This is a genomic window from Enterobacter sp. CFEC122 (assembly GCF_052983755.1).
On sequence record NZ_JBRIQR010000012.1, the window covers coordinates 88,570 to 112,860 of the forward strand.

General features: G+C 56.5%; 27 protein-coding genes. 18 read left to right on the plus strand and 9 right to left on the minus strand.

Going from position 1 to position 24,291, the window contains the following annotated elements; genetic code table 11:
* Positions 1–103: 103 nt before the first annotated feature.
* Positions 104–709 carry an ankyrin repeat domain-containing protein gene (locus ACVCAM_RS10685; protein WP_021241968.1) on the minus strand — a complete coding sequence of 202 codons (606 nt, stop codon included), beginning with the start codon at positions 707–709 and terminating at the stop codon, positions 104–106.
* 319 nt (positions 710–1,028) lie between these two features.
* On the opposite strand from ACVCAM_RS10685, the gene ACVCAM_RS10690 reads away from it, so the two are divergent.
* Complete coding sequence (locus ACVCAM_RS10690; protein ID WP_008502561.1) at positions 1,029–1,958, plus strand: LysR substrate-binding domain-containing protein; 930 nt, start codon at positions 1,029–1,031, stop codon at positions 1,956–1,958.
* Here the strand turns inward: ACVCAM_RS10690 and ACVCAM_RS10695 are convergent.
* Positions 1,955–2,113: a YqaE/Pmp3 family membrane protein gene (locus ACVCAM_RS10695; protein ID WP_008502562.1), complete on the minus strand. Its 159-nt coding sequence runs from the start codon at positions 2,111–2,113 to the stop codon at positions 1,955–1,957. The genes ACVCAM_RS10690 and ACVCAM_RS10695 overlap by 4 nt on opposite strands.
* 190 nt (positions 2,114–2,303) lie before the next feature.
* Between ACVCAM_RS10695 and ACVCAM_RS10700 the strand changes: the two genes are divergently transcribed.
* The 3 genes from ACVCAM_RS10700 (at position 2,304) to ACVCAM_RS10710 (ending at position 3,393) form a co-directional block, all read left to right on the plus strand.
* Positions 2,304–2,603 (plus strand): ArsR/SmtB family transcription factor, encoded by a 300-nt coding sequence (locus ACVCAM_RS10700; protein ID WP_008502563.1) that lies wholly within the window; start codon positions 2,304–2,306, stop codon positions 2,601–2,603.
* A 9-nt stretch (positions 2,604–2,612) separates the two neighbouring features.
* A complete protein-coding gene (locus ACVCAM_RS10705; RefSeq protein ID WP_021241967.1) occupies positions 2,613–3,134 on the plus strand; it encodes a rhodanese family protein in 522 nt (173 codons plus the stop codon).
* Between the two features lie 79 nt (positions 3,135–3,213).
* On the plus strand, positions 3,214–3,393 hold the full coding sequence (locus ACVCAM_RS10710; protein WP_008502565.1) for a hypothetical protein: 180 nt from the start codon (positions 3,214–3,216) through the stop codon (positions 3,391–3,393).
* A 38-nt stretch (positions 3,394–3,431) separates the two neighbouring features.
* Here ACVCAM_RS10710 and stpA read toward each other — a convergent pair whose 3' ends face one another.
* Positions 3,432–3,836 carry a DNA-binding protein StpA gene (stpA, locus tag ACVCAM_RS10715; protein WP_008502566.1) on the minus strand — a complete coding sequence of 135 codons (405 nt, stop codon included), beginning with the start codon at positions 3,834–3,836 and terminating at the stop codon, positions 3,432–3,434.
* Between the two features lie 493 nt (positions 3,837–4,329).
* Here stpA and alaE point away from each other — a divergent pair, with 493 nt between their 5' ends.
* Positions 4,330–4,779, plus strand: coding sequence for an L-alanine exporter AlaE (gene alaE, locus ACVCAM_RS10720; protein WP_008502567.1), 450 nt, complete (start codon positions 4,330–4,332; stop codon positions 4,777–4,779).
* A gap of 32 nt (positions 4,780–4,811) precedes the next feature.
* Here alaE and ACVCAM_RS10725 read toward each other — a convergent pair whose 3' ends face one another.
* On the minus strand, positions 4,812–5,156 hold the full coding sequence (locus tag ACVCAM_RS10725) for a DUF2002 family protein (protein ID WP_008502568.1): 345 nt from the start codon (positions 5,154–5,156) through the stop codon (positions 4,812–4,814).
* A 160-nt stretch (positions 5,157–5,316) separates the two neighbouring features.
* On the opposite strand from ACVCAM_RS10725, the gene ACVCAM_RS10730 reads away from it, so the two are divergent.
* The 13 genes from ACVCAM_RS10730 to leuA all read left to right on the plus strand — a co-directional run bounded on the left by ACVCAM_RS10730 (position 5,317) and on the right by leuA (position 20,153).
* Complete coding sequence (locus ACVCAM_RS10730) at positions 5,317–5,643, plus strand: DUF883 domain-containing protein (protein ID WP_008502569.1); 327 nt, start codon at positions 5,317–5,319, stop codon at positions 5,641–5,643.
* Between the two features lie 243 nt (positions 5,644–5,886).
* The gene (gene nrdH, locus ACVCAM_RS10735; RefSeq protein WP_407223610.1) at positions 5,887–6,126 is read left to right on the plus strand and encodes a glutaredoxin-like protein NrdH; all 240 of its coding nucleotides are present in this window, start codon (positions 5,887–5,889) and stop codon (positions 6,124–6,126) included.
* Positions 6,123–6,533: a class Ib ribonucleoside-diphosphate reductase assembly flavoprotein NrdI gene (gene nrdI / locus ACVCAM_RS10740; protein ID WP_045353541.1), complete on the plus strand. Its 411-nt coding sequence runs from the start codon at positions 6,123–6,125 to the stop codon at positions 6,531–6,533. The genes nrdH and nrdI overlap by 4 nt, the downstream gene beginning before the upstream one ends.
* Positions 6,506–8,650 (plus strand): class 1b ribonucleoside-diphosphate reductase subunit alpha, encoded by a 2,145-nt coding sequence (gene nrdE / locus ACVCAM_RS10745; protein ID WP_407223611.1) that lies wholly within the window; start codon positions 6,506–6,508, stop codon positions 8,648–8,650. Before nrdI ends, nrdE begins: the two co-directional genes overlap by 28 nt.
* A gap of 9 nt (positions 8,651–8,659) precedes the next feature.
* Positions 8,660–9,619: a class 1b ribonucleoside-diphosphate reductase subunit beta gene (nrdF, locus tag ACVCAM_RS10750; RefSeq protein WP_348581898.1), complete on the plus strand. Its 960-nt coding sequence runs from the start codon at positions 8,660–8,662 to the stop codon at positions 9,617–9,619.
* A gap of 330 nt (positions 9,620–9,949) precedes the next feature.
* Positions 9,950–11,152, plus strand: a complete 1,203-nt coding sequence (proV, locus tag ACVCAM_RS10755; RefSeq protein ID WP_008502574.1) for a glycine betaine/L-proline ABC transporter ATP-binding protein ProV — start codon at positions 9,950–9,952, stop codon at positions 11,150–11,152.
* Positions 11,145–12,209: a glycine betaine/L-proline ABC transporter permease ProW gene (proW, locus tag ACVCAM_RS10760; RefSeq protein ID WP_008502575.1), complete on the plus strand. Its 1,065-nt coding sequence runs from the start codon at positions 11,145–11,147 to the stop codon at positions 12,207–12,209. Before proV ends, proW begins: the two co-directional genes overlap by 8 nt.
* A 9-nt stretch (positions 12,210–12,218) precedes the next feature.
* On the plus strand, positions 12,219–13,214 hold the full coding sequence (gene proX, locus ACVCAM_RS10765) for a glycine betaine/L-proline ABC transporter substrate-binding protein ProX (protein WP_021241961.1): 996 nt from the start codon (positions 12,219–12,221) through the stop codon (positions 13,212–13,214).
* Positions 13,215–13,400: 186 nt separating this feature from the next.
* Positions 13,401–14,585, plus strand: a complete 1,185-nt coding sequence (locus ACVCAM_RS10770; protein WP_023325947.1) for an MFS transporter — start codon at positions 13,401–13,403, stop codon at positions 14,583–14,585.
* A 314-nt stretch (positions 14,586–14,899) separates the two neighbouring features.
* Positions 14,900–15,430: a transcriptional repressor MprA gene (mprA, locus tag ACVCAM_RS10775; RefSeq protein ID WP_008502578.1), complete on the plus strand. Its 531-nt coding sequence runs from the start codon at positions 14,900–14,902 to the stop codon at positions 15,428–15,430.
* 126 nt (positions 15,431–15,556) lie between these two features.
* Positions 15,557–16,729: a multidrug efflux MFS transporter periplasmic adaptor subunit EmrA gene (emrA, locus tag ACVCAM_RS10780; protein ID WP_021241959.1), complete on the plus strand. Its 1,173-nt coding sequence runs from the start codon at positions 15,557–15,559 to the stop codon at positions 16,727–16,729.
* Positions 16,730–16,745: 16 nt separating this feature from the next.
* On the plus strand, positions 16,746–18,293 hold the full coding sequence (gene emrB, locus ACVCAM_RS10785; protein ID WP_008502580.1) for a multidrug efflux MFS transporter permease subunit EmrB: 1,548 nt from the start codon (positions 16,746–16,748) through the stop codon (positions 18,291–18,293).
* Positions 18,294–18,497: 204 nt separating this feature from the next.
* Positions 18,498–20,153, plus strand: coding sequence for a 2-isopropylmalate synthase (gene leuA / locus ACVCAM_RS10790; RefSeq protein WP_407223612.1), 1,656 nt, complete (start codon positions 18,498–18,500; stop codon positions 20,151–20,153).
* On the opposite strand, the gene ACVCAM_RS10795 is transcribed toward leuA, so the two are convergent.
* The 5 genes from ACVCAM_RS10795 to yqaB all read right to left on the minus strand — a co-directional run bounded on the left by ACVCAM_RS10795 (position 20,140) and on the right by yqaB (position 24,257).
* Complete coding sequence (locus tag ACVCAM_RS10795) at positions 20,140–20,904, minus strand: AraC family transcriptional regulator (protein ID WP_032638030.1); 765 nt, start codon at positions 20,902–20,904, stop codon at positions 20,140–20,142. The two genes, leuA and ACVCAM_RS10795, sit on opposite strands and share 14 nt — an antisense overlap.
* 64 nt (positions 20,905–20,968) lie before the next feature.
* A complete protein-coding gene (gene luxS, locus ACVCAM_RS10800; protein WP_008499539.1) occupies positions 20,969–21,484 on the minus strand; it encodes an S-ribosylhomocysteine lyase in 516 nt (171 codons plus the stop codon).
* A gap of 153 nt (positions 21,485–21,637) precedes the next feature.
* Positions 21,638–23,182: a glutamate--cysteine ligase gene (gene gshA / locus ACVCAM_RS10805; RefSeq protein WP_008499540.1), complete on the minus strand. Its 1,545-nt coding sequence runs from the start codon at positions 23,180–23,182 to the stop codon at positions 21,638–21,640.
* Between the two features lie 83 nt (positions 23,183–23,265).
* Positions 23,266–23,694 carry a YqaA family protein gene (locus ACVCAM_RS10810; RefSeq protein WP_021241956.1) on the minus strand — a complete coding sequence of 143 codons (429 nt, stop codon included), beginning with the start codon at positions 23,692–23,694 and terminating at the stop codon, positions 23,266–23,268.
* On the minus strand, positions 23,691–24,257 hold the full coding sequence (gene yqaB, locus ACVCAM_RS10815; protein WP_021241955.1) for a fructose-1-phosphate/6-phosphogluconate phosphatase: 567 nt from the start codon (positions 24,255–24,257) through the stop codon (positions 23,691–23,693). The genes ACVCAM_RS10810 and yqaB overlap by 4 nt, the downstream gene beginning before the upstream one ends.
* Between the last annotated feature and the right edge of the window lie 34 nt (positions 24,258–24,291).

Here is a 24,291-nt window from a genome sequence, read left to right on the forward strand (position 1 = left end):
GCACCTGTTTACGGATAAAAGGGGGCCGCCGTCGCGCAAAATGCACGTCGGTAAAAATGCTTTTTTAAATTAGCGGCCAGCCGGAACGGGCTGACCGGTCGTCTTACGCGCCCGCCGCCAGCAGCAGGTCGGCAATCTCAGAGAAGCCTTTCTCCCGCGCCAGTTCGAGCGGGGTTTTGCCGTATTTGTCGGTCATGTGCGGGTTCGCGCCGTGATCCAGCAGCAGCTTCACAATCTCTTGCTGTTTCGCACCGCCGTCGTTTAAAACAATGGCTTCCAGCAGCGGCGTCCAGCCGACAAAGTTGGTGTGGTTAACGTTAATGTCGGTTTTTTCCAGCAGCTCGCGCACGATCTCTACGTGCCCTTTTTCACTGGCAGGGGTAATGCCCACGCCGCCGAAGCGGGTAAGGCGGTCGAGATCCGGATTCGCGGGTAATACCAGCCGCAGGAGGGTTAAATCGTTCGTCAGGCAGCTGATCAGGAAGGGGTTAAAACAGGTCTGGTCCTGTTTATCAATATCTGCCCCGGCGGCAATTAATAACGCCACGCAGGAATAGTGTTTTTTCAGGCTGGCAATCGTAACGGCGGTTCTTTTCTGGCGGTTAGTGGCGTTAATATCCACGCCTTTTTCCAGACAGGCTTTTAGCGCATCGCTATTTCCCTCTTCTGCCGCCAGCAGAAATTCCGTAACCAGTTCAGTTGCAGACATATTCAGACTCCCGATGTTTTATTGCTCTTGACCCGAGAATAGCAACAGCCTGGTCATAAAAGAATCCGCTTAAAAATGATTCATCGACAGTGAATTCATTGTTGAGATAAATTCAACAGTCGGGATAAAACGTGCGTCCGTGCAACCTTTTTCTTATGTTTAACCGCTTTTTAGCGCCTCAGGCTGCATTATCCTTATGGTTGAAAAAGCCTTGCATGACGCGGCTCTGCGTAAAAAGTCAGAACTGTGATCGGCTTCAAATGTGTTGTAAAGGTGTTGTTAAAATATGTTCAAAACTGATGACTGAGGAAGCTGTGATATGAATTCCATCTTTACCGAAGAGAACCTGCTGGCCTTCACCACCGCCGCACGCTTCGGCAGCTTCAGCAAGGCGGCTGCCGAGCTGGGCGTCACCACCTCCGCCATCAGTTACACCATCAAGCGCATGGAAACCGGGCTGGACGTGGTGCTGTTTGTGCGTAACACGCGCAGCATTGAGCTGACCGAGTCCGGATTCTACTTTTACCGCAAAGCCACCGACCTGCTTAACGACTTCCACGCCATCAAGCGCGGGATTGATACCATTTCACAGGGCATCGAGGCGCGGGTGCGCATCTGTATCAACCAGCTGTTATATACGCCGCGCCATACCGCGCGGCTGCTCCAGGTGCTGAAAAAGCAGTTTCCTACCTGCCAGATCACCGTCACCACGGAGGTCTATAACGGCGTGTGGGATTCGATCATCAATAACCAGGCCAATATCGCCATTGGCGCACCGGACACGCTGCTCGACGGCGGCGGAATTGACTACACCGAGATCGGCGCCATCCGCTGGGTGTTTGCCATTGCGCCGGCGCATCCGCTGGCGTTCGTTCCGGAACCGATAGCGGAGAGCCAGCTGCGCCTGTATCCCAACATCATGGTGGAAGATACCGCACACACCATTAACAAGAAGGTGGGCTGGCTGCTGCACGGTCAGGAGGCGATTCTGGTGCCGGACTTTAATACCAAATGCCAGTGTCAGATCCTGGGAGAGGGGATAGGTTTTTTACCGGAGTATATGGCGCGGGACGCGGTGGAAGACGGGCTGCTGGTGACGCGGCGTATCAATAACCCGCGTCAGGACTCGCGCATGCTGCTCGCCACGCAGCATGCCGCGACAGGCCAGGTCACGCGCTGGATCAAACAGCAGTTTGGTCCAGCGGGGGTGCTGACCGATATCTATAGCGATTTACTGTGGCGCGCTTAGCTTTTGCTCTGTACCCAAAACGCGTGAATGAGGCCGGGGAAGTAGCCCAGCAGCGTCAGAAGAATGTTGATGATAAACGCCCAGCCAAGCCCTTTGCCCAACAGCACGCCCAGCGGCGGCAGCAGGATGGTAAAAACAATACGCCAAAAACCCATATTAACACTCCGTGCAAGCTAATCCATTGAAAATAATAGAGAGAACCCTTTCTAAGCATAGCCAGTTTACCTGTCTGCGCCAGATCCCTGCTCCGCGTTTACCCTCTTTTACGCTTTTTACGCTTTTTACGCTGGCGGAATGCGCGCAAGTACTTTAGCATTACCTTAATTAAGCAAACTCTAAAGTACTATGACTGAACTCGAACAGCTTCAGGCCAGCGCAGAGCAGGCCGCAACGCTTTTAAAAGCGATGAGCAACCCGCGTCGGCTGCTGATCCTCTGCACGCTGTGCGGCGCCCCCGGCACCAGCGCGGGGGAGCTGGCCCGCGCGACGGGTCTTAGCCCTTCCGCCACGTCGCAGCATCTGGCGCGCATGCGTGAGGAAGGCCTGATCGCCAGCACCCGCGAGGCGCAGCGCATTCTCTATTTCATTAAAAACGACGCGGTGCATCAGCTTATCAGCACCCTGAAAACCCTTTATTGCCCGTAAGGAGCCGCCATGTCACTTCCCCTTCTTTCGCCGCGCGAGGCCAATGCCCGCATCGCCGATGGCGCAAAACTGATTGATATTCGTGATGCCGACGAGTACGCCCGCGAGCATATTCCCGCCGCGCAGTCCGTGCCGCTGGATACCTTACCCGGCGGACTTAAAACGCAGGCGGGTGAAACGGTGATTTTTCACTGCCAGTCTGGCGCCCGCACCTCAGGCAATGCCGATCGCCTTGCGCAGGCTGCCGCCCCCGCTCAGGCATTTGTGGTCGAAGGAGGCATTCAGGGCTGGAAGCAGGCGGGTCTGCAGACAGTCGAAGACAAAACCCAGCCGCTGCCGCTGATGCGTCAGGTGCAAATCGCTGCCGGGCTGCTCATTCTCTGCGGCGTAGTGCTGGGCTATAGCGTCTCAGATGGCTTTTTCCTGCTCAGCGGCTTCGTGGGGGCCGGGCTGCTGTTCGCCGGTGTGACCGGTTTTTGCGGCATGGCGCGGCTGCTGAAGGTGATGCCCTGGAACCGGCGTACCTCATAAGCAGTAATCGGTGAAATACGCTGTACCCGGTGTCATACGTGGGCTAAGGTGAAGATCGCTAAAACGATGAGGAGGTAATATGTTTTCTGTCGGTGATTATGTACAACCGCGTAAAGGCGGCCCGAAGCTGAAAGTGCTCGAAGTGAACGGTGAAAGCGTGGTGGCGGTACAGGCCAGCAATGAACAAGGCGAGAAATATACCCTGAAAGCCGCCGAGCTGGCGCCGTATACCGAAGACGGTGATTTCGGCGTCTGCTGAAAAGAGTGCCGGGCGGTATGTTCCGCCCGGTTTACGCATTAGATCAGAAAATCATCCAGTGATTTCCCCTCTGCCAGCGCGCTGGCAATAGGCTTCGGCGTACGGCCCTGGCCGGTCCATGTTTTCTCTTCACCGTTCTGGTCAATAAAGCGGTATTTCGCTTCACGCGGCTTACGCTTTTTCGTGGATTTACCCGTCTGCGCCAGTTCAGAGCCCAGCAGATCGGTCGGTGAAATACCATCGGCTTTCATCCGCTCCAGCAGAGCATTAATTTTCTCCTGCTGCTCGGCTCTCTGCTGCTCTAATTCCGCCAGCTCACTACGTTTCTCTTCAGCAACGACCCTGACTTTTTCCAGCATTTCCTCAAGAACGTCCAGGGATAATTCGCGTGCCATGGCGCGCAGAGTTCGGATATTATTAAGATTCTGTAACGTCAAAGACATATTATTTGAAAACCTTTTGTTTAGGGTAAATAGATAAATCACCGACAGAATAATTCATTTGCGCTGAAATATCTACCCGCAGGCTGGCCAGTCAATAGCGTAAATATGTTTAACTGTCGCCGTTAATATTATCTTATAACGTCTGAGCGATACGCAGGGATTCAATCATCACTGCAATATAAAGGGTCAACCTTAATCCAAATTTCAGCATTCTGCGCTACCCACAAAAGCACTGACTCACCTTTCAACATCAAGATAGTTAAGCTCATGATTTAAAACCAAAAACCATCGCACGAGACAGATTATAACGAAGCGAACAAAAAACCATCAATTTTAGAGAATTTTGTGGACAAAACGCGATTAAATAAAAATTAATCACTAGTTGTTAGTTCAAACGCAGAGATATACGCTATACACGTCAAACAAACCAACCTAAAGCACTAACCGCTTCGGGAAAATCGTTTCTTTTGTGTTCTTCTCAAGGAGTTCAGACATGTTCTCACCGCAATCACGCCTTCGCCATGCTGTGGCGGATACTTTCGCGATGGTTGTCTACTGTTCCGTTGTGAACATGTTGATCGAAATATTCCTCTCCGGAATGTCCTTCGAGCAGTCACTTTCTTCTCGTCTGGTGGCGATTCCGGTCAATATTATTATTGCCTGGCCTTACGGTTTATACCGCGATGCCGTCATGCGCTTCGCGCGGCGTATCAGCCCCGCAGGCTGGGTGAAAAACCTGGCAGACGTTCTGGCCTATGTGACGTTCCAGTCGCCGGTTTACGTGGCCATTCTGCTGACGGTGGGCGCGGACTGGCACCAGATCGCGGCGGCGGTCAGTTCGAATATTGTGATTTCAATGCTGATGGGGGCGGTGTATGGCTATTTCCTCGACTACTGTCGCCGCCTGTTTAAGGTCAGCCAGTACAGCCAGGCTAAAGCGTGATGTGAAGCGACTGGCGCAGGCCAGTCGCAAATTTACTGTACGTCGCCAAACAGTCCCTTCAAAAACCGTTCCAGCGCCATACGCGAGCTGAAACCATGCGGAATACCATAATGCTCATGCGTCTCTCCGCCTAAATAGAGCGGAAATTGCTGATAATGATCGCAGGTTTTAATATCCGAGGCAGGCTCAGCAAATGACAGACTTCTGTCTTTCAGCGTCGGGTGAATAATGAGAGCGGTACGTCCCATTCTTGCTTCACGATTAACGTAAACATAATTCTCGCCACGGCGATATCCATACGCTTTTGGCGTCACCTCATCCATGGTGAATCCCTCTTTTTCAAGAACGCGTGCCACCTCGTCAGGTCGTAAATACATATCTTTTCCTCGTTATCTTTTCCTGCCCGGCAACCTTACAGTATTCAGCATTAGCAGGGCTTTCAGAATAGTCCATAAACTGGCGGATATCGCGTGATGCGCTTCAGATATTAAATTTCTGAACTAAACTGAACGGGAACACAAAATTACGGAGGATCGTATGTTTAACAGACCGAACCGAAACGATATTAACGACGACGCTCAGGATATTCGTAATGATGTCAGCCAATTAGCAGACACGCTGGAAGAGGTGCTGAAATCCTGGGGAAGTGACGCGAAGGACGAAGCGGATGCCGCAAAACGTAAGGCTCAGTCTCTGCTCCGTGAAACCCGCGCACGCCTAAATGGCCGCACGCGTACCACACAGGCTGCCTGCGATGCCGTCAGCTGCGCAACGACCTTCGTGCGCGAAAAACCGCTCTGCACGCTCGGCACGGTAGCGGCAGTCGGGATCTTCGTCGGCGCTCTGCTTAGCCTGCGTAAGTAAGCGCGAGCCATTAGCCCCGGTCGCCGCTGGCGCCGGGGCTTTTTAATGCCCGCAAGCCTGAAAAACCCGTACAACACCCCCTGCCCCGCTGTGCTCATCATCAGGGCATCATCAATCTAAATTTCCCATATCTTGTATGGTTGAAACTTAAGACAACTACATCTAGTATTCCTTTTAGCAAGATACACACAACCTGACGCGATGATTCGCGCCGCTCTCTCATTTTAAATGGAAATACGAATCATGAGCATTATTATTTACACTCGTAACGATTGTGTTCAGTGCCACGCGACCAAACGGGCGATGGAAAGCCGCGGCGTGGCGTTTGAGATGGTGAATATTGACCAGCAGCCCGAAACCGCCGATACCCTTCGCGCGCAGGGTTTCCGTCAGCTTCCGGTGGTGGTGGCCGGGGAGACCAGCTGGTCTGGCTTCCGTCCGGACATGATCAACCGCATCGCCGCGCAGGCCGCACGGGCATGAGTCGGCTGGTTTTCTTCTCCAGCAGCTCGGAAAACACGCTCCGTTTTATGGAGCGCGTCGGGCTGCCTGCGGTGCGCATTCCCCTCAACGAGCGGGAGCGCATCCGGGTAGAAGAACCGTACATTCTGGTGGTGCCCAGCTACGGCGGCGGCGGTACGGCGGGCGCAGTGCCTCGTCAGGTGATCCGCTTTCTGAACGATCCGCATAACCGCGGGCTAATCCGAGGCGTGATCGCGGCGGGCAATCGCAATTTCGGCGATGCCTTTGGCCGCGCCGGAGATGTCATCTCTCAAAAATGCGGCGTGCCGTATCTCTATCGCTTTGAGCTGATGGGGACGCAGCAGGACGTCGAAAACGTGCGTAAAGGAGTGAACGAATTTTGGCAACGACAACCGCAGAACGGGTAATACAGGCGACGCCGGATTACCACGCATTAAACGCGATGCTTAACCTCTATGACCGGGAGGGACGCATTCAGTTTGATAAAGACCGTGAGGCGGTGGACGCCTTTTTTGCCGCCCACGTGCGGCCCAACAGCGTGACCTTCGCGAGCCAGGATGAACGTCTCGACCACCTGGTTAACGAAGGTTACTACGACGCCCGCGTCCTCACCCGCTACGCACGCGCCTTCGTCGTGAAGCTGTTTGAACGCGCCCACGCTAGCAGCTTTCGTTTCCAGACGTTCCTTGGCGCGTGGAAGTTCTACACCAGCTACACCCTGAAGACCTTTGACGGTAAGCGCTACTTAGAAAGCTTTGAAGATCGCGTGGTGATGGTCGCGCTGACCCTGGCGCAGGGCGATGAAGTGCTGGCGCAACAGCTCACCGACGAGATCCTCTCAGGCCGCTTCCAGCCCGCCACGCCAACGTTCCTTAACTGCGGAAAAGCCCAGCGCGGCGAGCTGGTCTCCTGCTTCCTGCTGCGCATTGAAGATAATATGGAGTCGATAGGCCGCGCGGTGAACTCGGCGCTGCAGCTCTCCAAACGCGGCGGCGGCGTGGCGTTTCTGCTCTCGAACCTGCGTGAAGCGGGCGCGCCGATTAAGCGCATCGAAAACCAGTCCTCCGGCGTGATCCCGGTCATGAAGATGCTGGAAGATGCCTTCTCCTACGCCAACCAGCTTGGCGCGCGTCAGGGCGCGGGCGCGGTTTATCTGCACGCGCACCACCCCGACATTCTGCGTTTCCTCGATACCAAGCGCGAAAACGCCGACGAAAAAATCCGCATCAAAACCCTGTCGCTGGGCGTGGTGATCCCGGATATCACCTTTAAGCTGGCTAAAGAGAATGCCGACATGGCGCTCTTCTCGCCGTATGACGTTGAGCGGATTTACGGCAAAGCCTTTGGCGACGTGGCGATAAGCGAGCTGTACGACGAGCTGCTGGCCGACGATCGCATCCGCAAAAAAACCATCAACGCCCGCGATTTCTTCCAGACGCTTGCCGAAATTCAGTTTGAGTCCGGCTATCCGTACATCATGTACGAGGACACGGTGAACCGCGCAAACCCAATTGCCGGGCGCATCAACATGAGCAACCTGTGCTCGGAGATTTTGCAGGTCAACAGCGCCTCCCGCTATGACGAGAATCTGGACTACGCGGAGATCGGCAAAGACATCTCCTGCAACCTCGGGTCGCTGAATATCGCCCACACCATGGATTCCCCCGACTTTGGCCGCACGATAGAAACCGCCATTCGCGGGCTGACGGCGGTGTCGGACATGAGCCACATCCGCAGCGTGCCGTCCATCGAGGCGGGCAACGCCGCGTCGCACGCCATTGGCCTCGGGCAGATGAACCTGCACGGCTACCTGGCGCGGGAAGGCATCGCCTACGGCAGCCCGGAAGGGCTGGACTTCACCAACCTCTATTTTTACACCGTCACTTGGCACGCGCTGCATACCTCAATGATGCTGGCGCGCGAGCGCAACCAGCGTTTCGCGGGCTTTGAACAGTCGCGCTATGCCAGCGGAGAGTATTTCAGCCAGTATCTGGAAGGCGACTGGCAGCCGAAAACGGCGCGAGTAAGGGAGCTGTTTGCCCGCGCCGGGATCGTTCTGCCCACGCGCGAGATGTGGCAGCGGCTGCGTGATGACGTGATGCGCTACGGCATCTACAACCAGAACCTGCAGGCGGTGCCGCCAACCGGCTCTATCTCCTACATCAACCACGCCACGTCGAGCATTCACCCGATCGTGTCGAAGATTGAAATTCGCAAAGAAGGCAAAACCGGACGCGTTTACTACCCTGCCCCGTTTATGACCAACGAGAACCTGGCGCTGTATCAGGACGCATACGAGATTGGCCCGGAAAAAATCATCGATACCTACGCCGAGGCGACGAAACACGTGGATCAGGGGCTGTCGCTGACGCTGTTCTTCCCGGATACCGCCACCACGCGGGACATCAACAAAGCGCAGATCTACGCCTGGAAGAAAGGTATCAAGACGCTCTACTACATTCGCCTGCGCCAGCTTGCGCTGGAAGGCACCGAAATCGAAGGCTGCGTGTCCTGCGCGCTGTAAGGAGAAAGGATGAAACTGTCACGCGTGAGCGCCGTTAACTGGAACAAGATCCAGGACGAGAAAGATCTGGAAGTGTGGAACCGCCTGACCAGCAACTTCTGGCTGCCGGAAAAGGTCCCGCTCTCCAACGATATTCCGGCCTGGCAAGCCCTGAGCCACACCGAGCAGCAGCTAACGATCCGCGTCTTTACCGGCCTGACGCTGCTGGACACCATTCAGAATACCGTTGGCGCACCGGCTCTGATGGGTGACGCGCTGACGCCGCACGAAGAGGCGGTGATGTCGAACATCAGCTTTATGGAGGCGGTGCACGCCCGCTCCTACAGCTCGATTTTCTCCACGCTGTGCCAGACCAAAGACGTGGACGCGGCCTACGCCTGGAGCGAAGCGAGCGAGTCGTTACAAAGAAAGGCGGAGCTGGTACTGACGTATTATCGGGCAGACGAGCCGCTGAAGAAGAAGATCGCCAGCGTGTTTCTGGAATCATTCCTGTTCTATTCTGGCTTCTGGCTGCCCATGTACTGGTCGAGCCGGGGCAAGCTGACCAACACCGCCGATTTGATCCGGCTTATCATTCGGGATGAAGCGGTACACGGGTATTACATTGGCTATAAATATCAGAAAGGGCTGGAAAAGGTCAGCGACGCGGAGCGCGAGGAGCTCAAAGGGTTTGCGCTCGATTTGCTGATGGATCTGTACGACAACGAGCTGAGCTATACCGAGGAACTGTACGCCGGCACCGGCTGGGAGGAGGACGTGAAAGCCTTCCTCTGCTACAACGCCAACAAGGCGCTGATGAATCTCGGCTACGACGCGCTGTTCCCGCCAGAGATGGCGGAGGTTAACCCGGCGATTCTCTCCGCGCTGTCGCCCAACGCCGACGAAAACCACGATTTCTTCTCCGGATCGGGTTCGTCGTACGTGATGGGCAAAGCGGTGGAAACCGAGGATGAGGACTGGGATTTTTAATGAACGTTAACGTTCGTTAATTTAATATAAACCCAACAATTTCCTCTCCAATATTTACAAAGCAACTACACTGTCATTTCCGCGCCCTATTCGCCTGAATCACCCGATTCAGGCGAAATTCCCCGATGCCGCAGCAAAAAATTGAGAAAAATTCAAATCCCGCTCAGCCCTTTACTCATGGGAAATTCAGCCGTTTCGCCTCCCTGAAAATTTACGTCATAAGCAAACCCAGGGTTGTCTCAGATTCTCAGTATGTTAGGGTTATGCCCGTTAACAATTTACCATGGTAATCATATCGACATAAACAAATAACAGGACACTCTCTATTGCATGGCAATTAAATTAGAAGTGAAAAATCTTTATAAAGTATTTGGCGAGCATCCTCAGCGCGCATTCAAATATATTGAGAAAGGCCTTTCGAAAGAGCAAATTCTGGAAAAAACCGGGCTATCGCTTGGCGTTAAAGACGCCAGTCTGGCCATTGAAGAAGGCGAGATTTTTGTCATCATGGGATTATCCGGTTCGGGTAAATCCACTATGGTTCGCCTTCTCAATCGCCTGATTGAACCCACCCGCGGACAGGTGCTGATTGACGGCGTGGATATCGCCAGAATATCAGACGCCGAGCTTCGCGAGGTGCGCAGAAAGAAGATTGCGATGGTATTCCAGTCATTCGCGCTGATGCCGCACATGACGGTGCTGGATAATACCGCTTTCGGCATGGAATTAGCCGGCACACCCGCGCAGGAACGTCAGGAAAAAGCCCTTGACGCCCTGCGTCAGGTTGGGCTGGAAAATTATGCGCATGCGTACCCGGATGAACTTTCCGGCGGTATGCGTCAGCGCGTGGGATTAGCCCGCGCATTAGCCATTAATCCAGACATTTTATTAATGGACGAAGCCTTCTCTGCCCTCGATCCGTTAATTCGCACCGAGATGCAGGATGAGCTGGTAAAATTACAGGCGAAACATCAGCGGACCATTGTCTTTATTTCCCACGATTTGGATGAAGCCATGCGTATTGGCGACCGTATTGCCATTATGCAAAATGGTGAAGTGGTGCAGGTCGGCACGCCGGATGAAATTCTCAATAATCCGGCAAATGATTATGTGCGCACCTTCTTCCGCGGCGTGGATATTAGCCAGGTCTTTAGCGCCAAAGATATTGCCCGTCGAACGCCAAACGGCATTATCCGTAAAACGCCTGGCTTCGGCCCGCGCTCCGCGCTGAAGCTGCTGCAGGACGAAGACCGTGAATACGGTTATCTGGTTGAACGCGGCAATAAATTTGTCGGCGTTGTCTCCATCGACTCTCTGAAAACCGCGCTCAGCGAAAACCAGGGCATCGATGCGGCGTTAATTGACGCTCCGCTTGCCGTGGACGCCGAAACGCCGCTCAGCGAGTTGCTCTCTCACGTGGGGCAGGCGCCTTGCGCCGTACCGGTCGTGGGTGAGGAACAACAGTACGTCGGCATCATCTCCAAACGGATGCTGCTGCAGGCTTTAGATCGCGAGGGGGCAAATAATGGCTGATCAAACTAACCCGTGGGGCACCACTGAAGCGGCGGACAACGCAGCGCAATCCGCCGACGCGTGGGGTTCCACGCCAGCACCCGCCGACGGTGGCGGTGCGGCGGACTGGCTGAACAGCGCACCCGCGCCTGCGCCAGAGCACTTCAATATTATGGATCCGTTTCACAAGACGCTGATCCCGCTGGACAGCTGGGTCACGGAGGGGATCGACTGGGTGGTCACGCACTTCCGCCCCGTTTTCCAGGGGATCCGCATCCCGGTGGATTACATCCTGAACGGCTTCCAGCAGCTGATGCTGGGCATGCCGGCACCGGTGGCGATTATCCTGTTCTCCCTGATCGCCTGGCAGTTTGGCAGCGCCGGGATGGGTGTCGCCACGCTGATTTCGCTGATTGCCATCGGCGCGATTGGGGCCTGGTCGCAGGCGATGATCACCCTGGCGCTGGTGCTGACCGCCCTGCTCTTCTGCATCGTCATCGGCCTGCCGATGGGGATCTGGCTGGCGCGCAGCCCGCGGGCCGCGAAGATTATCCGCCCGCTGCTGGATGCAATGCAGACCACCCCGGCATTCGTCTATCTGGTGCCGATTGTGATGCTGTTCGGCATCGGCAACGTGCCGGGCGTGGTGGTCACCATTATCTTTGCCCTGCCGCCGATTATTCGTCTGACCATTCTCGGGATCAATCAGGTGCCTGCGGACCTGATCGAAGCGTCACGCTCGTTCGGCGCCAGCCCGCGCCAGATGCTGTTTAAGGTTCAGCTCCCGCTGGCGATGCCGACCATCATGGCGGGCGTGAACCAGACGCTGATGCTGGCCCTGTCGATGGTGGTGATTGCCTCGATGATCGCCGTTGGCGGTCTCGGTCAGATGGTGCTGCGCGGCATTGGCCGTCTCGACATGGGGCTGGCTACCGTCGGCGGCGTCGGGATTGTGATCCTCGCCATTATTCTTGACCGCCTGACCCAGGCCGTCGGTCGCGATTCACGCAGTCGCGGCAACCGTCGCTGGTATTCCACCGGCCCTGTTGGGTTACTCACCCGCCCCTTTAGAAAATAAGGAACAACGATGCGACATAACGTACTTTTTGCCACAGCGTTTGCCACCCTTGTCTCCACCAGCACGTTCGCGGCTGACCTGCCGGGCAAAGGCATTACCGTGCAGCCGGTGCAGAGCACTATTTCGGAAGAGAGCTTCCAGACCCTGCTGGTCAGCCGCGCGCTGGAAAAACTGGGCTATACGGTTAACACGCCGAGCGAAGTGGATTACAACGTGGGCTACACCTCGATTGCCTCCGGTGACGCCACCTTTACCGCCGTAAACTGGCAGCCGCTGCATGACGATATGTATGCCGCCGCCGGTGGCGATAAGAAATTCTACCGTGAAGGCACCTTTGTCACCGGCGCGGCGCAGGGGTACCTGATCGACAAGAAAACCGCCGACCAGTACCACATCACCAACATCGAACAGCTGAAGGATCCGAAGATCGCCAGACTGTTTGACACCAACGGTGACGGCAAGGCCGACATGATGGGCTGCTCGCCGGGCTGGGGCTGCGAAGCGGTGATTAACCACCAGAACAAGGCGTTCGATCTGGCGAAAACGGTCGACGTGAGCCACGGCAACTATTCAGCGATGATGGCCGACACCATTGCCCGCTTCAAAGAGGGTAAACCGGTGATCTACTACACCTGGACGCCGTACTGGGTGAGCGACGTGCTGAAGCCGGGTAAAGACGTGGTGTGGCTGCAGGTGCCGTTCTCCTCCCTGCCGGGCGAGCAGAAAGATATCGACACCAAACTGCCGAACGGCATGAACTACGGCTTCCCGGTGAACACCATGCATATCGTGGCGAACAAAGCCTGGGCGGAGAAAAACCCGGCCGCGGCGAAGCTGTTCTCGGTGATGAAGCTGCCGCTGGCAGACATCAACGCCCAGAACGCGATGATGCACGCGGGCAAATCGTCTGAGGCGGATGTTAAAGGCCACGTCGACGGCTGGATCAAGGCCCACCAGCAGCAGTTTGACGGCTGGGTGAAAGCGGCGCTGGCGGCGCAGAAATAAAACCTTTTCCCTCACCCTAACCCTCTCCCCGGATCGTACACACTGGGAGAGGGCCGGGGTGAGGGGATCAGACCGCACCCAACCTAAACCGCACAATCCAGCACGTAACAATCCCCCCACATTCACAATCATTGGCTATTATGGTTTCCGGAAAAATAATCACTTCACTAACGATTCCTGAAACTAATGACAAAAACCACTCAAGGGCTTAGCCCCGCACTCATCCTTTTAATGTCCGTGGCAACGGGTCTGGCCGTCGCCAGCAACTATTACGCGCAGCCTCTTCTCGACACCATCGCCCGCGCGTTCAATCTCTCCGCCAGTTCCGCAGGCTTTATCGTCACCGCCGCCCAGCTCGGCTATGCCGCCGGGCTGCTGTTCCTGGTGCCGCTTGGCGATATGTTTGAACGCCGGATGCTGATCGTCTCCATGACGCTTCTGGCCGCCGGCGGGATGCTGATCACCGCCAGCAGCCAGTCGCTGACGATGATGATTATCGGTACCGCGCTGACGGGGCTGTTCTCCGTGGTGGCGCAAATCCTGGTGCCGCTCGCCGCGACCCTCGCCTCACCGGAAAAACGTGGCAAGGTGGTGGGCACCATCATGAGCGGCCTGCTGCTGGGGATTTTGCTGGCGCGTACCGTCGCCGGGCTGCTGGCAAGCCTCGGCGGCTGGCGCACCGTATACTGGGTGGCGAGCGTATTGATGGTCGTCATGGCGCTGGCGCTGTGGCGCGGGCTGCCAAAAGTGAAGCAGGAAAATCACCTGAATTACCCGCAGCTGCTGGCCTCCGTTTTCAGCCTGTTCACCCAGGATAAACTTCTGCGCACCCGCGCCCTGCTGGGCTGCTTCACCTTCGCCAACTTCAGCATTCTCTGGACGTCGATGGCGTTTCTGCTTGCCGCGCCGCCGTTTAATTATTCCGAAGGGGTGATTGGCCTGTTCGGCCTGGCCGGTGCCGCAGGCGCACTGGGCGCGCGTCCCGCAGGCGGGCTGGCCGACAAGGGCAAATCCCACCTGACCACCTCCGCGGGGCTGGTGTTACTTCTGCTCTCCTGGGCGGCAATCTGGTATGGGCACGTCTCGGTGCTGGCGCTGATCGTCGGTATCCTGGTACTCGATCTCACCGTGCAGGGCGTTCACATTACCAATCAGACCGTCATCTATCGCGTGAAGCCGGAGGCGCGTAACCGCCTGACGGCCGGGTACATGACCAGCTACTTTATTGGCGGCGCGGCGGGCTCGCTCATTTCCGCCTCGGCGTGGCAGCATGCTGGCTGGTCAGGGGTATGTGCAATTGGTGCCATCGTCGCCACGATTAACCTGCTTGTATGGTGGCGCGGCTACCATCGCCAGGATGCAATTCACTAAGTTTTACATTGCTTTGGGCCTCTTAGGGTGTAAAGGGGCCCCTCACTCTGTTAATGTAAACGTAATCATTTATCCCAGAAATTTTAATGTGGGTGACATATTTACAATCGGCATGAATAGTTCAGACCCCCGTCCTCACATCCTCTCTTCAGCGGGTTCATCCCCTACGCTTTCTGTGCTCACCGGGTCACGGACTTACCCGGCGCTTTCTGATGGTGACATTAATTTGGCGGATATAACCGCACAAATAATTCATTTACATTATTTGTCACTATCGTTACTATATCGGCTGTAATTAATGAGGTTATGCCCAAATGGATAGTTCGTTTACGCCCATTGAACAAATGCTTAAATTCCGCGCCAGTCGCCATGAGGACTTCCCGTATCAGGAAATCCTGCTGACTCGCCTGTGCATGCACATGCAGGGTAAGCTACTGGAAAACCGCAATAAAATGCTGAAAGCTCAAGGGATTAACGAGACATTGTTTATGGCGTTGATCACGCTGGAGTCTCAGGAAAACCACAGCATTCAGCCTTCTGAGCTGAGCTGCGCGCTGGGCTCCTCCCGCACCAACGCCACCCGAATTGCCGATGAGCTGGAAAAGCGCGGCTGGATTGAGCGCCGTGAAAGCGATAACGATCGCCGCTGCCTGCATCTGCAACTGACCGATAAAGGTCACGAATTCCTGCGCGAGGTGCTGCCACCTCAGCACAATTGCCTGCACAAACTCTGGTCCGCTCTCAGCACCGCCGAGCGCGACCAGCTTGAGCACATCACTCGCAAGCTGCTCACCCGTCTGGACCAGATGGATGAAGAAGGCGCCGTTCTTGAGGCGCTGCGCTAACGCGACGACACGCTCAACAATCCAGATTTATAAGAAAACCGACAGGCCAGCACGTCACACTGCTGGCCTTTCTGACAACAGGTCGGCTCAGCCGATGTGAAAATAAGAAGATCGTGGAGAACAACAATGAGCGCAAATGCGGAGAGCACTACCCCGCAGCAACCGGCCAACAAGAAAGGCAAACGTAAGAGCGCCCTTCTTCTGTTGACCTTGCTCTTTATCATTATTGCCGTGGCATATGGGATCTATTGGTTTTTAGTACTGCGTCATGCTGAAGAGACTGACGACGCGTACGTGGCAGGGAACCAGGTACAAATTATGGCGCAGGTGTCGGGCAGCGTGACGAAAGTCTGGGCTGACAATACCGACTTTGTGCAAAAAGGCGATGTGCTGGTGACGCTCGATCCAACCGACGCCCAGCAGGCGTTTGAAAAAGCGCAGACCGCGCTGGCCTCCAGCGTTCGTCAGACCCGCCAGCTGATGATCAACAGCAAGCAGCTGCAGGCCAACATCGACGTGCAGAAAACCGCACTCGCGCAGGCGCAGAGCGATCTGAACCGCCGCGTGCCGCTCGGCACCGCCAACCTGATTGGCCGTGAAGAGCTGCAGCACGCCCGCGACGCCGTCGCCAGCGCTCAGGCACAGCTGGACGTGGCCATTCAACAGTACAACGCCAACCAGGCGATGGTGCTGGGCACCAGCCTGGAAAACCAGCCTGCCGTTCAGCAGGCGGCGACCGAAGTGCGCAACGCGTGGCTTGCCCTGCAGCGTACTAAAATCGTCAGCCCAATGACCGGCTATGTCTCCCGTCGTTCCGTCCAGCCAGGGGCGCAGATCAGCCCAACCACGCCGCTGATGGCGGTTGTGCCGGCGGACAACCTGTGGGTCGACGCCAACTTTAAAGAGACGCAGCTTGCGCATATGCGTATCGGCCAGACCGCAACGGTTGTCAGCGACATCTATGGCGATGACGTGAAGTACACCGGCAAAGTGGTGGGTCTGGATATGGGGACCGGCAGTGCCTTCTCCCTGCTGCCTGCGCAGAACGCCACCGGTAACTGGATAAAAGTCGTACAGCGTCTGCCCGTGCGTATCGAACTGGATGCCAAACAGCTGGCGGATCACCCGCTGCGTATCGGCCTCTCCACGCTGGTGACGGTTGACACCGCCAACCGCGACGGTCAGATCCTGGCAAGCCAGGTGCGTAGCAGCCCGGTTTATGAAAGTAACGCCCGTGAAATTAGCCTCGATCCGGTCAACAAGCTGATCGATGACATCGTGAAGGCAAACGCCGGTTAATCCGAAGGTGAGCGTTATGCAACAGCAAAAGCCGCAAAAACCGCTGGAAGGCGCGCAGCTGGTCATTATGACCATCGCGCTGTCGCTGGCGACATTCATGCAGGTGCTGGACTCCACCATCGCAAACGTGGCGATCCCGACCATCGCCGGTAACCTTGGCTCGTCGCTGAGCCAGGGGACCTGGGTCATTACCTCGTTTGGGGTGGCAAACGCCATCTCCATTCCGATCACCGGCTGGCTGGCAAAGCGCGTCGGTGAGGTGAAGCTGTTCCTCTGGTCCACGGTGGCGTTTGTTCTGGCCTCGTGGGCGTGCGGCATGTCCAGCAGCCTGACGATGCTGATTTTCTTCCGCGTCATTCAGGGGATTGTCGCGGGGCCGCTGATCCCGCTCTCCCAGAGTTTGCTGCTGAGCAACTACCCTCCCGCAAAACGTTCCGTCGCGCTGGCGCTCTGGTCGATGACCGTTATCGTCGCGCCTATCTGCGGACCGATTCTGGGCGGGTACATCAGCGATAACTACCACTGGGGCTGGATCTTCTTCATCAACGTACCGATTGGCGCCGTCGTGGTATTGATGACGCTGCAGTCGCTGCGGGGACGAGAGACGCGCACCGAACAGCGCCGTATCGACAGCATCGGGCTGGCGCTGCTGATCCTGGGTATCGGCAGTCTGCAGATCATGCTCGACCGCGGTAAAGAGCTCGACTGGTTCAACTCGCAGGAGATCATCATCCTGACCATTGTCGCGGTGGTGTCGATAAGCTTCCTGATTGTCTGGGAGCTGACGGACGACAACCCGATCGTCGATCTCTCGCTCTTTAAGTCGCGAAACTTCACCATCGGCTGCCTGTGTATCAGCCTCGCCTATATGCTCTACTTCGGCGCGATTGTTCTGCTGCCGCAGCTGTTGCAGGAGGTGTATGGCTATACCGCCACCTGGGCGGGTCTGGCGTCGGCACCTGTCGGGGTGATCCCGGTCCTGCTGTCGCCGATTATTGGCCGCTTCGCCCATAAGCTCGACATGCGTCGGCTGGTGACGTTCAGCTTCATCATGTATGCGGTGTGCTTCTACTGGCGTGCGTATACCTTTGAGCCGGGAATGGACTTTGGCGCCTCGGCGTGGCCGCAGTTCATTCAGGGCTTTGCGGTGGCGTGCTTCTTTATGCCGCTGACCACCATCACGCTCTCTGGCCTGCCGCCCGAGCGTCTGGCGGCCGCGTCGAGCCTGTCGAACTTCACCCGTACGCTGGCGGGCTCTATCGGGACGTCGATCACCACCACTCTGTGGACAAACCGCGAATCAATGCACCACGCGCAGCTGACCGAAGCGGTGAACCCGTTCAACCCTAACGCACAGCAGATGTACAGCCAGCTGCAGGGAATGGGGATGACGGAGCAGCAGGCGTCCGGCTGGATTGCCCAGCAGATCACCAACCAGGGGCTGATTATCTCGGCCAACGAGATTTTCTGGATATCGGCAGGGATCTTTATCGTCCTGCTGGGGCTGGTGTGGTTTGCCAGACCGCCGTTTGGTGCCGGTGGTGGCGGTGGCGGCGCGCACTAGTCTTGTGCGCAGGTTGCTCGTTCTGTGCGACGGTTGCCCGGTGGCGCTACGCTTACCGGGCCTACGAACGTAGGCCGGATAAGGCGGAGCCGCCATCCGGCAAAAAACCGCACTGTGTCCAGAACGCGACAGCCATTGTCAGTGCCGATAAAGCAGCGCGCCTTAAATCGATTCACGATAGTGAAAAGACAACAGGAGCGCATCATGCTGAACACACCCGCCGACAAGTACCAACCCTTTCCCACCCTTTCCCTGCCCGACCGTCGCTGGCCGGAACAACGCATCACCCGCGCGCCGCGATGGCTCTCGACCGACCTGCGCGACGGAAACCAGGCTCTGGCCGAACCGATGGACAGCACGCGCAAGCTGCAGTTCTGGGACCTGCTGTTAAGCTGCGGGTTTAAAGAGATTGAAGTTGCCTTTCCTTCCGCCTCGCAGACGGATTTCAATTTCGTTCGCCAGCTGATTGAAGAGAACCGCATCCCGGATGACGTGACGATTCAGGTGCTCACTCAGGCACGGGAAGATCTCATCCATCGCACTTTTGAATCCCTGCGCGGCGCGAAGCAGGCTACCGTGCATCTGTATAACGCCACCGCTCCGCTGTTCCGCCGCCTGGTATTCGGCATGGAGAAAGCACAAATCGTTGAGCTGGCGACGCGTGCCACGCGGCTTATTCGTCAGCTGTGTGAAGAAAATCCGGACACCCGCTGGCAGTACGAATACTCTCCGGAAACCTTCTGCTTTACCGAGCCGGAATTTGCGCTGGAGATTTGTGAAGCCGTGACGGAGATCTGGCAGCCTTGCGACGAACGCCCGATGGTGATCAACTTACCCGCCACCGTCGAAGTGAGCACGCCGAACGTCTATGCCGACCAGATCGAGTACTTCTGTCGCCACTTCAGCCGCCGCCGCGATGTCTGCATCAGCGTGCATCCGCATAACGACCGCGGTACCGGCGTCGCCTGCGCGGAGCTGGCCGTAATGGCGGGGGCTGACCGCGTGGAGGGCTGTCTGTTCGGTAACGGCGAGCGCACGGGCAACGTCTGCCTGGTGACGCTGGCGATGAACCTCTACAGCCAGGGTATCAGCCCGACTCTGGACTTTAGCGATATGAACCGGGTGGTGGACGTGGTGGAAACCTGCAATCAGCTGCCGGTGCACCCGCGCCATCCGTGGGCGGGACGGCTGGCCTATACCGCCTTTTCCGGCTCGCACCAGGACGCCATCAAGAAAGGCTTTGATGCCCGCAGGCCTGGCGATCGCTGGGAGATGCCTTACCTGCCCGTCGATCCCCAGGATATCGGCTGCACCTACGAAGCGGTGATCCGCGTGAACAGCCAGTCAGGGAAAAGCGGCAGCGCGTGGCTGATCGAACAGAATCATGGTCTGAAACTGCCCCGCGCCCTGCAGCAGGATTTCAGCCAGCACGTGCAGCAGGAAACCGACCGTCACGGAAAAGAGATGACGCAAAATGCGCTGTGGCAGCTGTTTCGCACCCGCTACGGTCTGGTGGCCACGCCGCATTATGCGCTGCAATCCTACCGCAGCGACAGCCAGCAGGACGGCCAGCTGCGTTTGACGGCCAGCGTCGCCACACATGGGGGTACGCGCCAGCTGGAAGGTCACGGCAACGGTCTGCTCTCCGCCGCCGCTCACGGCCTGAGCCGCTGGGTCAACGCGCCGTTTGTGATTAAGGACTATCACGAGCATACGTTAGGCGAGCGCAGCGACAGCCGCTCGGTGGCGTACATTCGCTGCCTGTTCCAGGACGGCAGCAGCCGCTGGGGCGTGGGCATTGATAGCGACGTGGCGCGCGCGTCGCTTCAGGCGCTCTTTAACGCCGTCAGTCGTTCTTAAAGTAATCGCTGGGGGAGACGCCCATCACCCGACGGAACATTGCCGTAAAGGCGCTGTGGCTCCCATACCCCAGATCCAGCGCCACGCGCAATACCGGCTGGCCCTGCGCCAGCCGCACTAAGGCTTCCAGCAGACGCGCCCTTCTCAACCACTCGCCGTAGCTTAAACCCGTCTGCTGTTGAAAATGACGGTTCAGCGTGCGCTCGCTCATGTTCATCATGCTCGCAACCTGCGCGCTGCTCCAGCTTTCCCCCGGGTTTTGTCGGATTTGCAGGCACAGGCGACGTAGCGCCTCGCTTTCCGGCTCCGGCAGGTGAAACGGCAGCACCGGCATAGTGCGGATTTCATCGAGAATCAGTTCATAGACGCGTTCATCCCGGCTTCCGGGTGAGTACGATTCAGGCAACGCAAGGGAGACGAGGATCAGCTCGCGCAGCAGCGGCGCGATCTGCACGATCTGGCAGGTGGCGGGAAGATCGGCCCGCGCCAGCGGATCGATAAACAGCGTTCGCGCCGCAACGTTGCCGGTAATGCGCAGGGAATGCTGCGTGCCCGCAGGCAGCCAGACGCCGCGACCGGGAGGCACAACCCAACAGCCCGATGCGGTATCCACCCTTACCACGCCGCTCAGGGTGTGCAGCAGCTGCGCGCAGTCGTGCTTGTGCCAGGGTTCGCTGTCACCATGAACGTAATCATGGGCAAACGGAACGAGGGGTCGGTGGGTAAAAGAGAAGGTTAAGGTTGTGGTCAAAGGAGGCACCAACACAATGTAGGCCCGGCAAGCGAAGCGCCACCGGGCATCCACAGGCACAATACTAGATGTGCAGTTCCTGCAGTTTTTCTTTCGGCAGGGCCAGCTCTTCGTTGCTGTTCACGCGAACGTCGCGTTCGATGATGTGGCGCGCGATCTCCTGCGCTTCTTCCAGAGAGTGCATCTGGTAGGTGCCGCACTGGTAAACGTTCAGCTCAGGGATCTGGTTCTGCTCTTTCACCTTCAGTACGTCTTCCATGGCCGCTTTCCAGGCATCTGCCACACGTTTCTCTTCAGGCTGACCAATCAGGCTCATGTAGAAACCGGTACGGCAGCCCATCGGAGAGATATCGATGATCTCAACGCCGTTGCCGTTCAGGTGGTCACGCATGAAACCAGCGAACAGGTGTTCCAGCGTATGAATGCCTTTCTCCGGCATCACTTCTTTGTTTGGCACGCAGAAACGCAGATCGAAGACGGTGATCGTGTCGCCGTGCGGGGTGTGCATGGTCTTCGCCACGCGGACTGCAGGTGCTTCCATACGGGTATGGTCGACAGTAAAGCTATCTAATAACGGCATACGTCACCTCCGATAGTGATTTTTTTTAAAATAAACTGAACTCTTCTACAGAATGCGCGTCTGAGTATATGAAAGACGCGCATTTGTTATCATCATCCCTGAATTCAGAGATGTATATTTTGGCCACAGCGATGTGGCCTTTTTCTTTTCTGCTTAAGCCTGCTTCGCCAGAAACGCCTCAAACGACTCGGTATCCGCCGCTTCAACCTCTTTCTGACGCACAACGGACGCTTCGCGTTCCGCGACAAAATCTGATTCGCTCAGGATTTCTAACGGCTCCTGGATCAGCATTTCACGGTACTCCGCCGAGAGTGAGCGCCCCGTACCACCAATGCCCTGATCAATCATAGAACGCAGAATGCGCGCTGAGAACGTCAGTTCCGGGTTATCAAAGCACGCCACCAGCTGGTCGCAAATCTGTTGATACGCGTCGCCGCCGTCGATGCTGTCCATCGTCCGGGCAACACGCTTCAGGTCACGGAACAGATCTTTGCCGACTTTCGTCAGCGGGAACTGTGCCGTTTCGCAGCCGATACCCAGCGTCAGGCCCGGTTTACGCCCTTCCAGAATCACGCGGTTCCAGTTTGTACGGGTGCAGAGCAATTCGTCTGAACTCATTTCCGGCGCATCCGCCAGCACGCACCAGACCATAAACAGATCCAGGAAGCGAATCTGCTGTTCATCAACGCCAATCGGTGAGAACGGGTTGATATCCAGCGAGCGCACTTCAATGTATTCGATCCCGCCGCGCTGCAGCGCATCCGACGGGGTTTCGCCGCTGCGGGTTACGCGCTTAGGACGAATTGGCGCATACAGCTCGTTTTCAATCTGCAGGACATTGCTGTTGATCTGCAGACGCTTACCGTCTTTTTCGAGGCCGATTTTTTCGTACTCTTCCGACGGGGTTTTGATCGCCCGCTTCAATCCTGCCACATATTCGTGCAATTCGTTAAACGTAATACCGAGATTGCTTTGCGATTTATTGGTATAGCCGAGATCACTCAGACGCAGAGAGGTGGCGTACGGGAGATAGTACATTCCGCAGTCGGTCTTCTCGAACGGCAGCGTCGTCGGTTTTCCCTGCAGGAAGGATGAGCAAATAGCCGGCGACGCGCCGAACAGATACGGGATCACCCAGCCGAAACGGTAATAGTTTCTGATCAGGCGGAAGTAGCCTGCAGAGATGGCGTCTTTATCCGTTTCACCGCATTTCGCCTGCCAGAACGCCATTGGCAGCGAGAAGTTGTAGTGCACACCAGAGATGGTCTGCATCAACGCGCCGTAGCGGTTCTTCAGCCCCTCACGGTAGAGCGTTTTCAGCCTGCCGATATTTGACGTGCCGTACTGCGCCAGCTCAATCTCCTGCCCCTGCTCGATATAGCACGGCATGCTGAGGGGCCACATACGCTCATCGCCGAGATTGCGCGCGGTGTAGCGATGGATATCGCGCATAATCGTCAGCATATGATCAATATCACCCTCTACTGGGGTGATGAACTCCAGCAGCGCTTCAGCGAAATCGGTTGTGATCCATTTATGTGTCAGCGCCGAGCCTAACGCCTTCGGGTGACCCGTCGTCGCTAAACTGCCGTCCGCGTTAACGCGCAGCGTTTCACGCTCAAGACCACGCTGAATACCCTTCAATGCCTGAGGGTGGTTTTCCAGCCAGGCCAGCGCCTGAGATACGTCCGGGATCAAATTGACCTCCCGCCTGTCAAAGTAATGTTACTCAGCATAATTGTAATGGTTGACGATTGAAGGTCGCGTATTCATTCCACCAATTAGTGCCACCACGTCATACCCTGTAGTGTTGCCCACGCCACGAGAACATAGCGCAACGCCTTGCCAAGGCACAAAAAAAAGAGCACCGGTCCCCAGGAGATGCGCATCCATCCCGCCAGCAGACACAGTAAATCGCCTATTACAGGCATCCAGCTTAATAACAGCGTGGCAGCGCCATAGCGTTTTAGCCAGCCGACTGCCTTTTCCTGCCAGCGCGATTTTTCACGCAGCGGAAAGAAACGCCCAAGAATAACGTTAGTCAGCCCTCCAAGGCTATTACCCATTGTTGCTATTACTACAAGCAGCCAGGGCTGACTCACGCCGGACAACAGCATCGCCACCAGCACCACTTCCGAATTGCCCGGTAACAGCGTGGCGCTGAGAAAACTGCTGGCGAATAATGAGGCAAGTGACAGCGCGTCACTCACAGTAAGCGTACATCCACCGCATCCATTCCGGCATCACGCGCGGCCTGGATCCCAAAATCGGCATCTTCAAACACGACGCACTTTGCCGCCGGGACGCCCATTAATTCTGCGCAAAGCAGGAAGGTGTCCGGTGCGGGCTTGTGACGTTTAACATGATCGGCGGCGACCACGGCAGAAAAAAAGTGGCGCAGGCCAAGATGATTGAGCAAGGCTTCTGCAATCGCGCTTTCGCTGCCCGTCCCCACCGACATCGGGCGACGCCCGTGCCACTCTTTTACCACATCAATCAGTGGTAACGGACGTACCGTATCTAAAAGCATGGCTTTTACCGCATCGGTTTTTTCGCGCGCGAGCAGGTGCGGGTCGAGATCGGCCTGATTCAGTTCAATCACGGCCTGCGCAATACGCCAGGTGGGGGAGCCGTTGAGGGCGATCATCGCCTGAAGGTCGAAACGCATGCCGTAGCGGCCCAGGACGTCGGTCCAGGCTTGACGATGCGTGGGTTCGGTGTCCAGGAGGGTACCATCCATATCGAAGATCAAACCGTCATACTGTGCGTACATCGTGCTCTCGCTAACCGATTAACAAAGCATTACT

What these genes read in the sequence shown, in the direction of transcription:
- ACVCAM_RS10685 (WP_021241968.1), bottom strand. Translation starts at nt 709, where the DNA reads ATGTCTGCAACTGAACTGGTTACGGAATTTCTGCTGGCGGCAGAAGAG.
- ACVCAM_RS10690 (WP_008502561.1), top strand. Translation starts at nt 1,029, where the DNA reads ATGAATTCCATCTTTACCGAAGAGAACCTGCTGGCCTTCACCACCGCC.
- ACVCAM_RS10695 (WP_008502562.1), bottom strand. Translation starts at nt 2,113, where the DNA reads ATGGGTTTTTGGCGTATTGTTTTTACCATCCTGCTGCCGCCGCTGGGC.
- ACVCAM_RS10700 (WP_008502563.1), top strand. Translation starts at nt 2,304, where the DNA reads ATGACTGAACTCGAACAGCTTCAGGCCAGCGCAGAGCAGGCCGCAACG.
- ACVCAM_RS10705 (WP_021241967.1), top strand. Translation starts at nt 2,613, where the DNA reads ATGTCACTTCCCCTTCTTTCGCCGCGCGAGGCCAATGCCCGCATCGCC.
- ACVCAM_RS10710 (WP_008502565.1), top strand. Translation starts at nt 3,214, where the DNA reads ATGTTTTCTGTCGGTGATTATGTACAACCGCGTAAAGGCGGCCCGAAG.
- stpA (WP_008502566.1), bottom strand. Translation starts at nt 3,836, where the DNA reads ATGTCTTTGACGTTACAGAATCTTAATAATATCCGAACTCTGCGCGCC.
- alaE (WP_008502567.1), top strand. Translation starts at nt 4,330, where the DNA reads ATGTTCTCACCGCAATCACGCCTTCGCCATGCTGTGGCGGATACTTTC.
- ACVCAM_RS10725 (WP_008502568.1), bottom strand. Translation starts at nt 5,156, where the DNA reads ATGTATTTACGACCTGACGAGGTGGCACGCGTTCTTGAAAAAGAGGGA.
- ACVCAM_RS10730 (WP_008502569.1), top strand. Translation starts at nt 5,317, where the DNA reads ATGTTTAACAGACCGAACCGAAACGATATTAACGACGACGCTCAGGAT.
- nrdH (WP_407223610.1), top strand. Translation starts at nt 5,887, where the DNA reads ATGAGCATTATTATTTACACTCGTAACGATTGTGTTCAGTGCCACGCG.
- nrdI (WP_045353541.1), top strand. Translation starts at nt 6,123, where the DNA reads ATGAGTCGGCTGGTTTTCTTCTCCAGCAGCTCGGAAAACACGCTCCGT.
- nrdF (WP_348581898.1), top strand. Translation starts at nt 8,660, where the DNA reads ATGAAACTGTCACGCGTGAGCGCCGTTAACTGGAACAAGATCCAGGAC.
- proV (WP_008502574.1), top strand. Translation starts at nt 9,950, where the DNA reads ATGGCAATTAAATTAGAAGTGAAAAATCTTTATAAAGTATTTGGCGAG.
- proW (WP_008502575.1), top strand. Translation starts at nt 11,145, where the DNA reads ATGGCTGATCAAACTAACCCGTGGGGCACCACTGAAGCGGCGGACAAC.
- proX (WP_021241961.1), top strand. Translation starts at nt 12,219, where the DNA reads ATGCGACATAACGTACTTTTTGCCACAGCGTTTGCCACCCTTGTCTCC.
- ACVCAM_RS10770 (WP_023325947.1), top strand. Translation starts at nt 13,401, where the DNA reads ATGACAAAAACCACTCAAGGGCTTAGCCCCGCACTCATCCTTTTAATG.
- mprA (WP_008502578.1), top strand. Translation starts at nt 14,900, where the DNA reads ATGGATAGTTCGTTTACGCCCATTGAACAAATGCTTAAATTCCGCGCC.
- emrA (WP_021241959.1), top strand. Translation starts at nt 15,557, where the DNA reads ATGAGCGCAAATGCGGAGAGCACTACCCCGCAGCAACCGGCCAACAAG.
- emrB (WP_008502580.1), top strand. Translation starts at nt 16,746, where the DNA reads ATGCAACAGCAAAAGCCGCAAAAACCGCTGGAAGGCGCGCAGCTGGTC.
- leuA (WP_407223612.1), top strand. Translation starts at nt 18,498, where the DNA reads ATGCTGAACACACCCGCCGACAAGTACCAACCCTTTCCCACCCTTTCC.
- luxS (WP_008499539.1), bottom strand. Translation starts at nt 21,484, where the DNA reads ATGCCGTTATTAGATAGCTTTACTGTCGACCATACCCGTATGGAAGCA.
- yqaB (WP_021241955.1), bottom strand. Translation starts at nt 24,257, where the DNA reads ATGTACGCACAGTATGACGGTTTGATCTTCGATATGGATGGTACCCTC.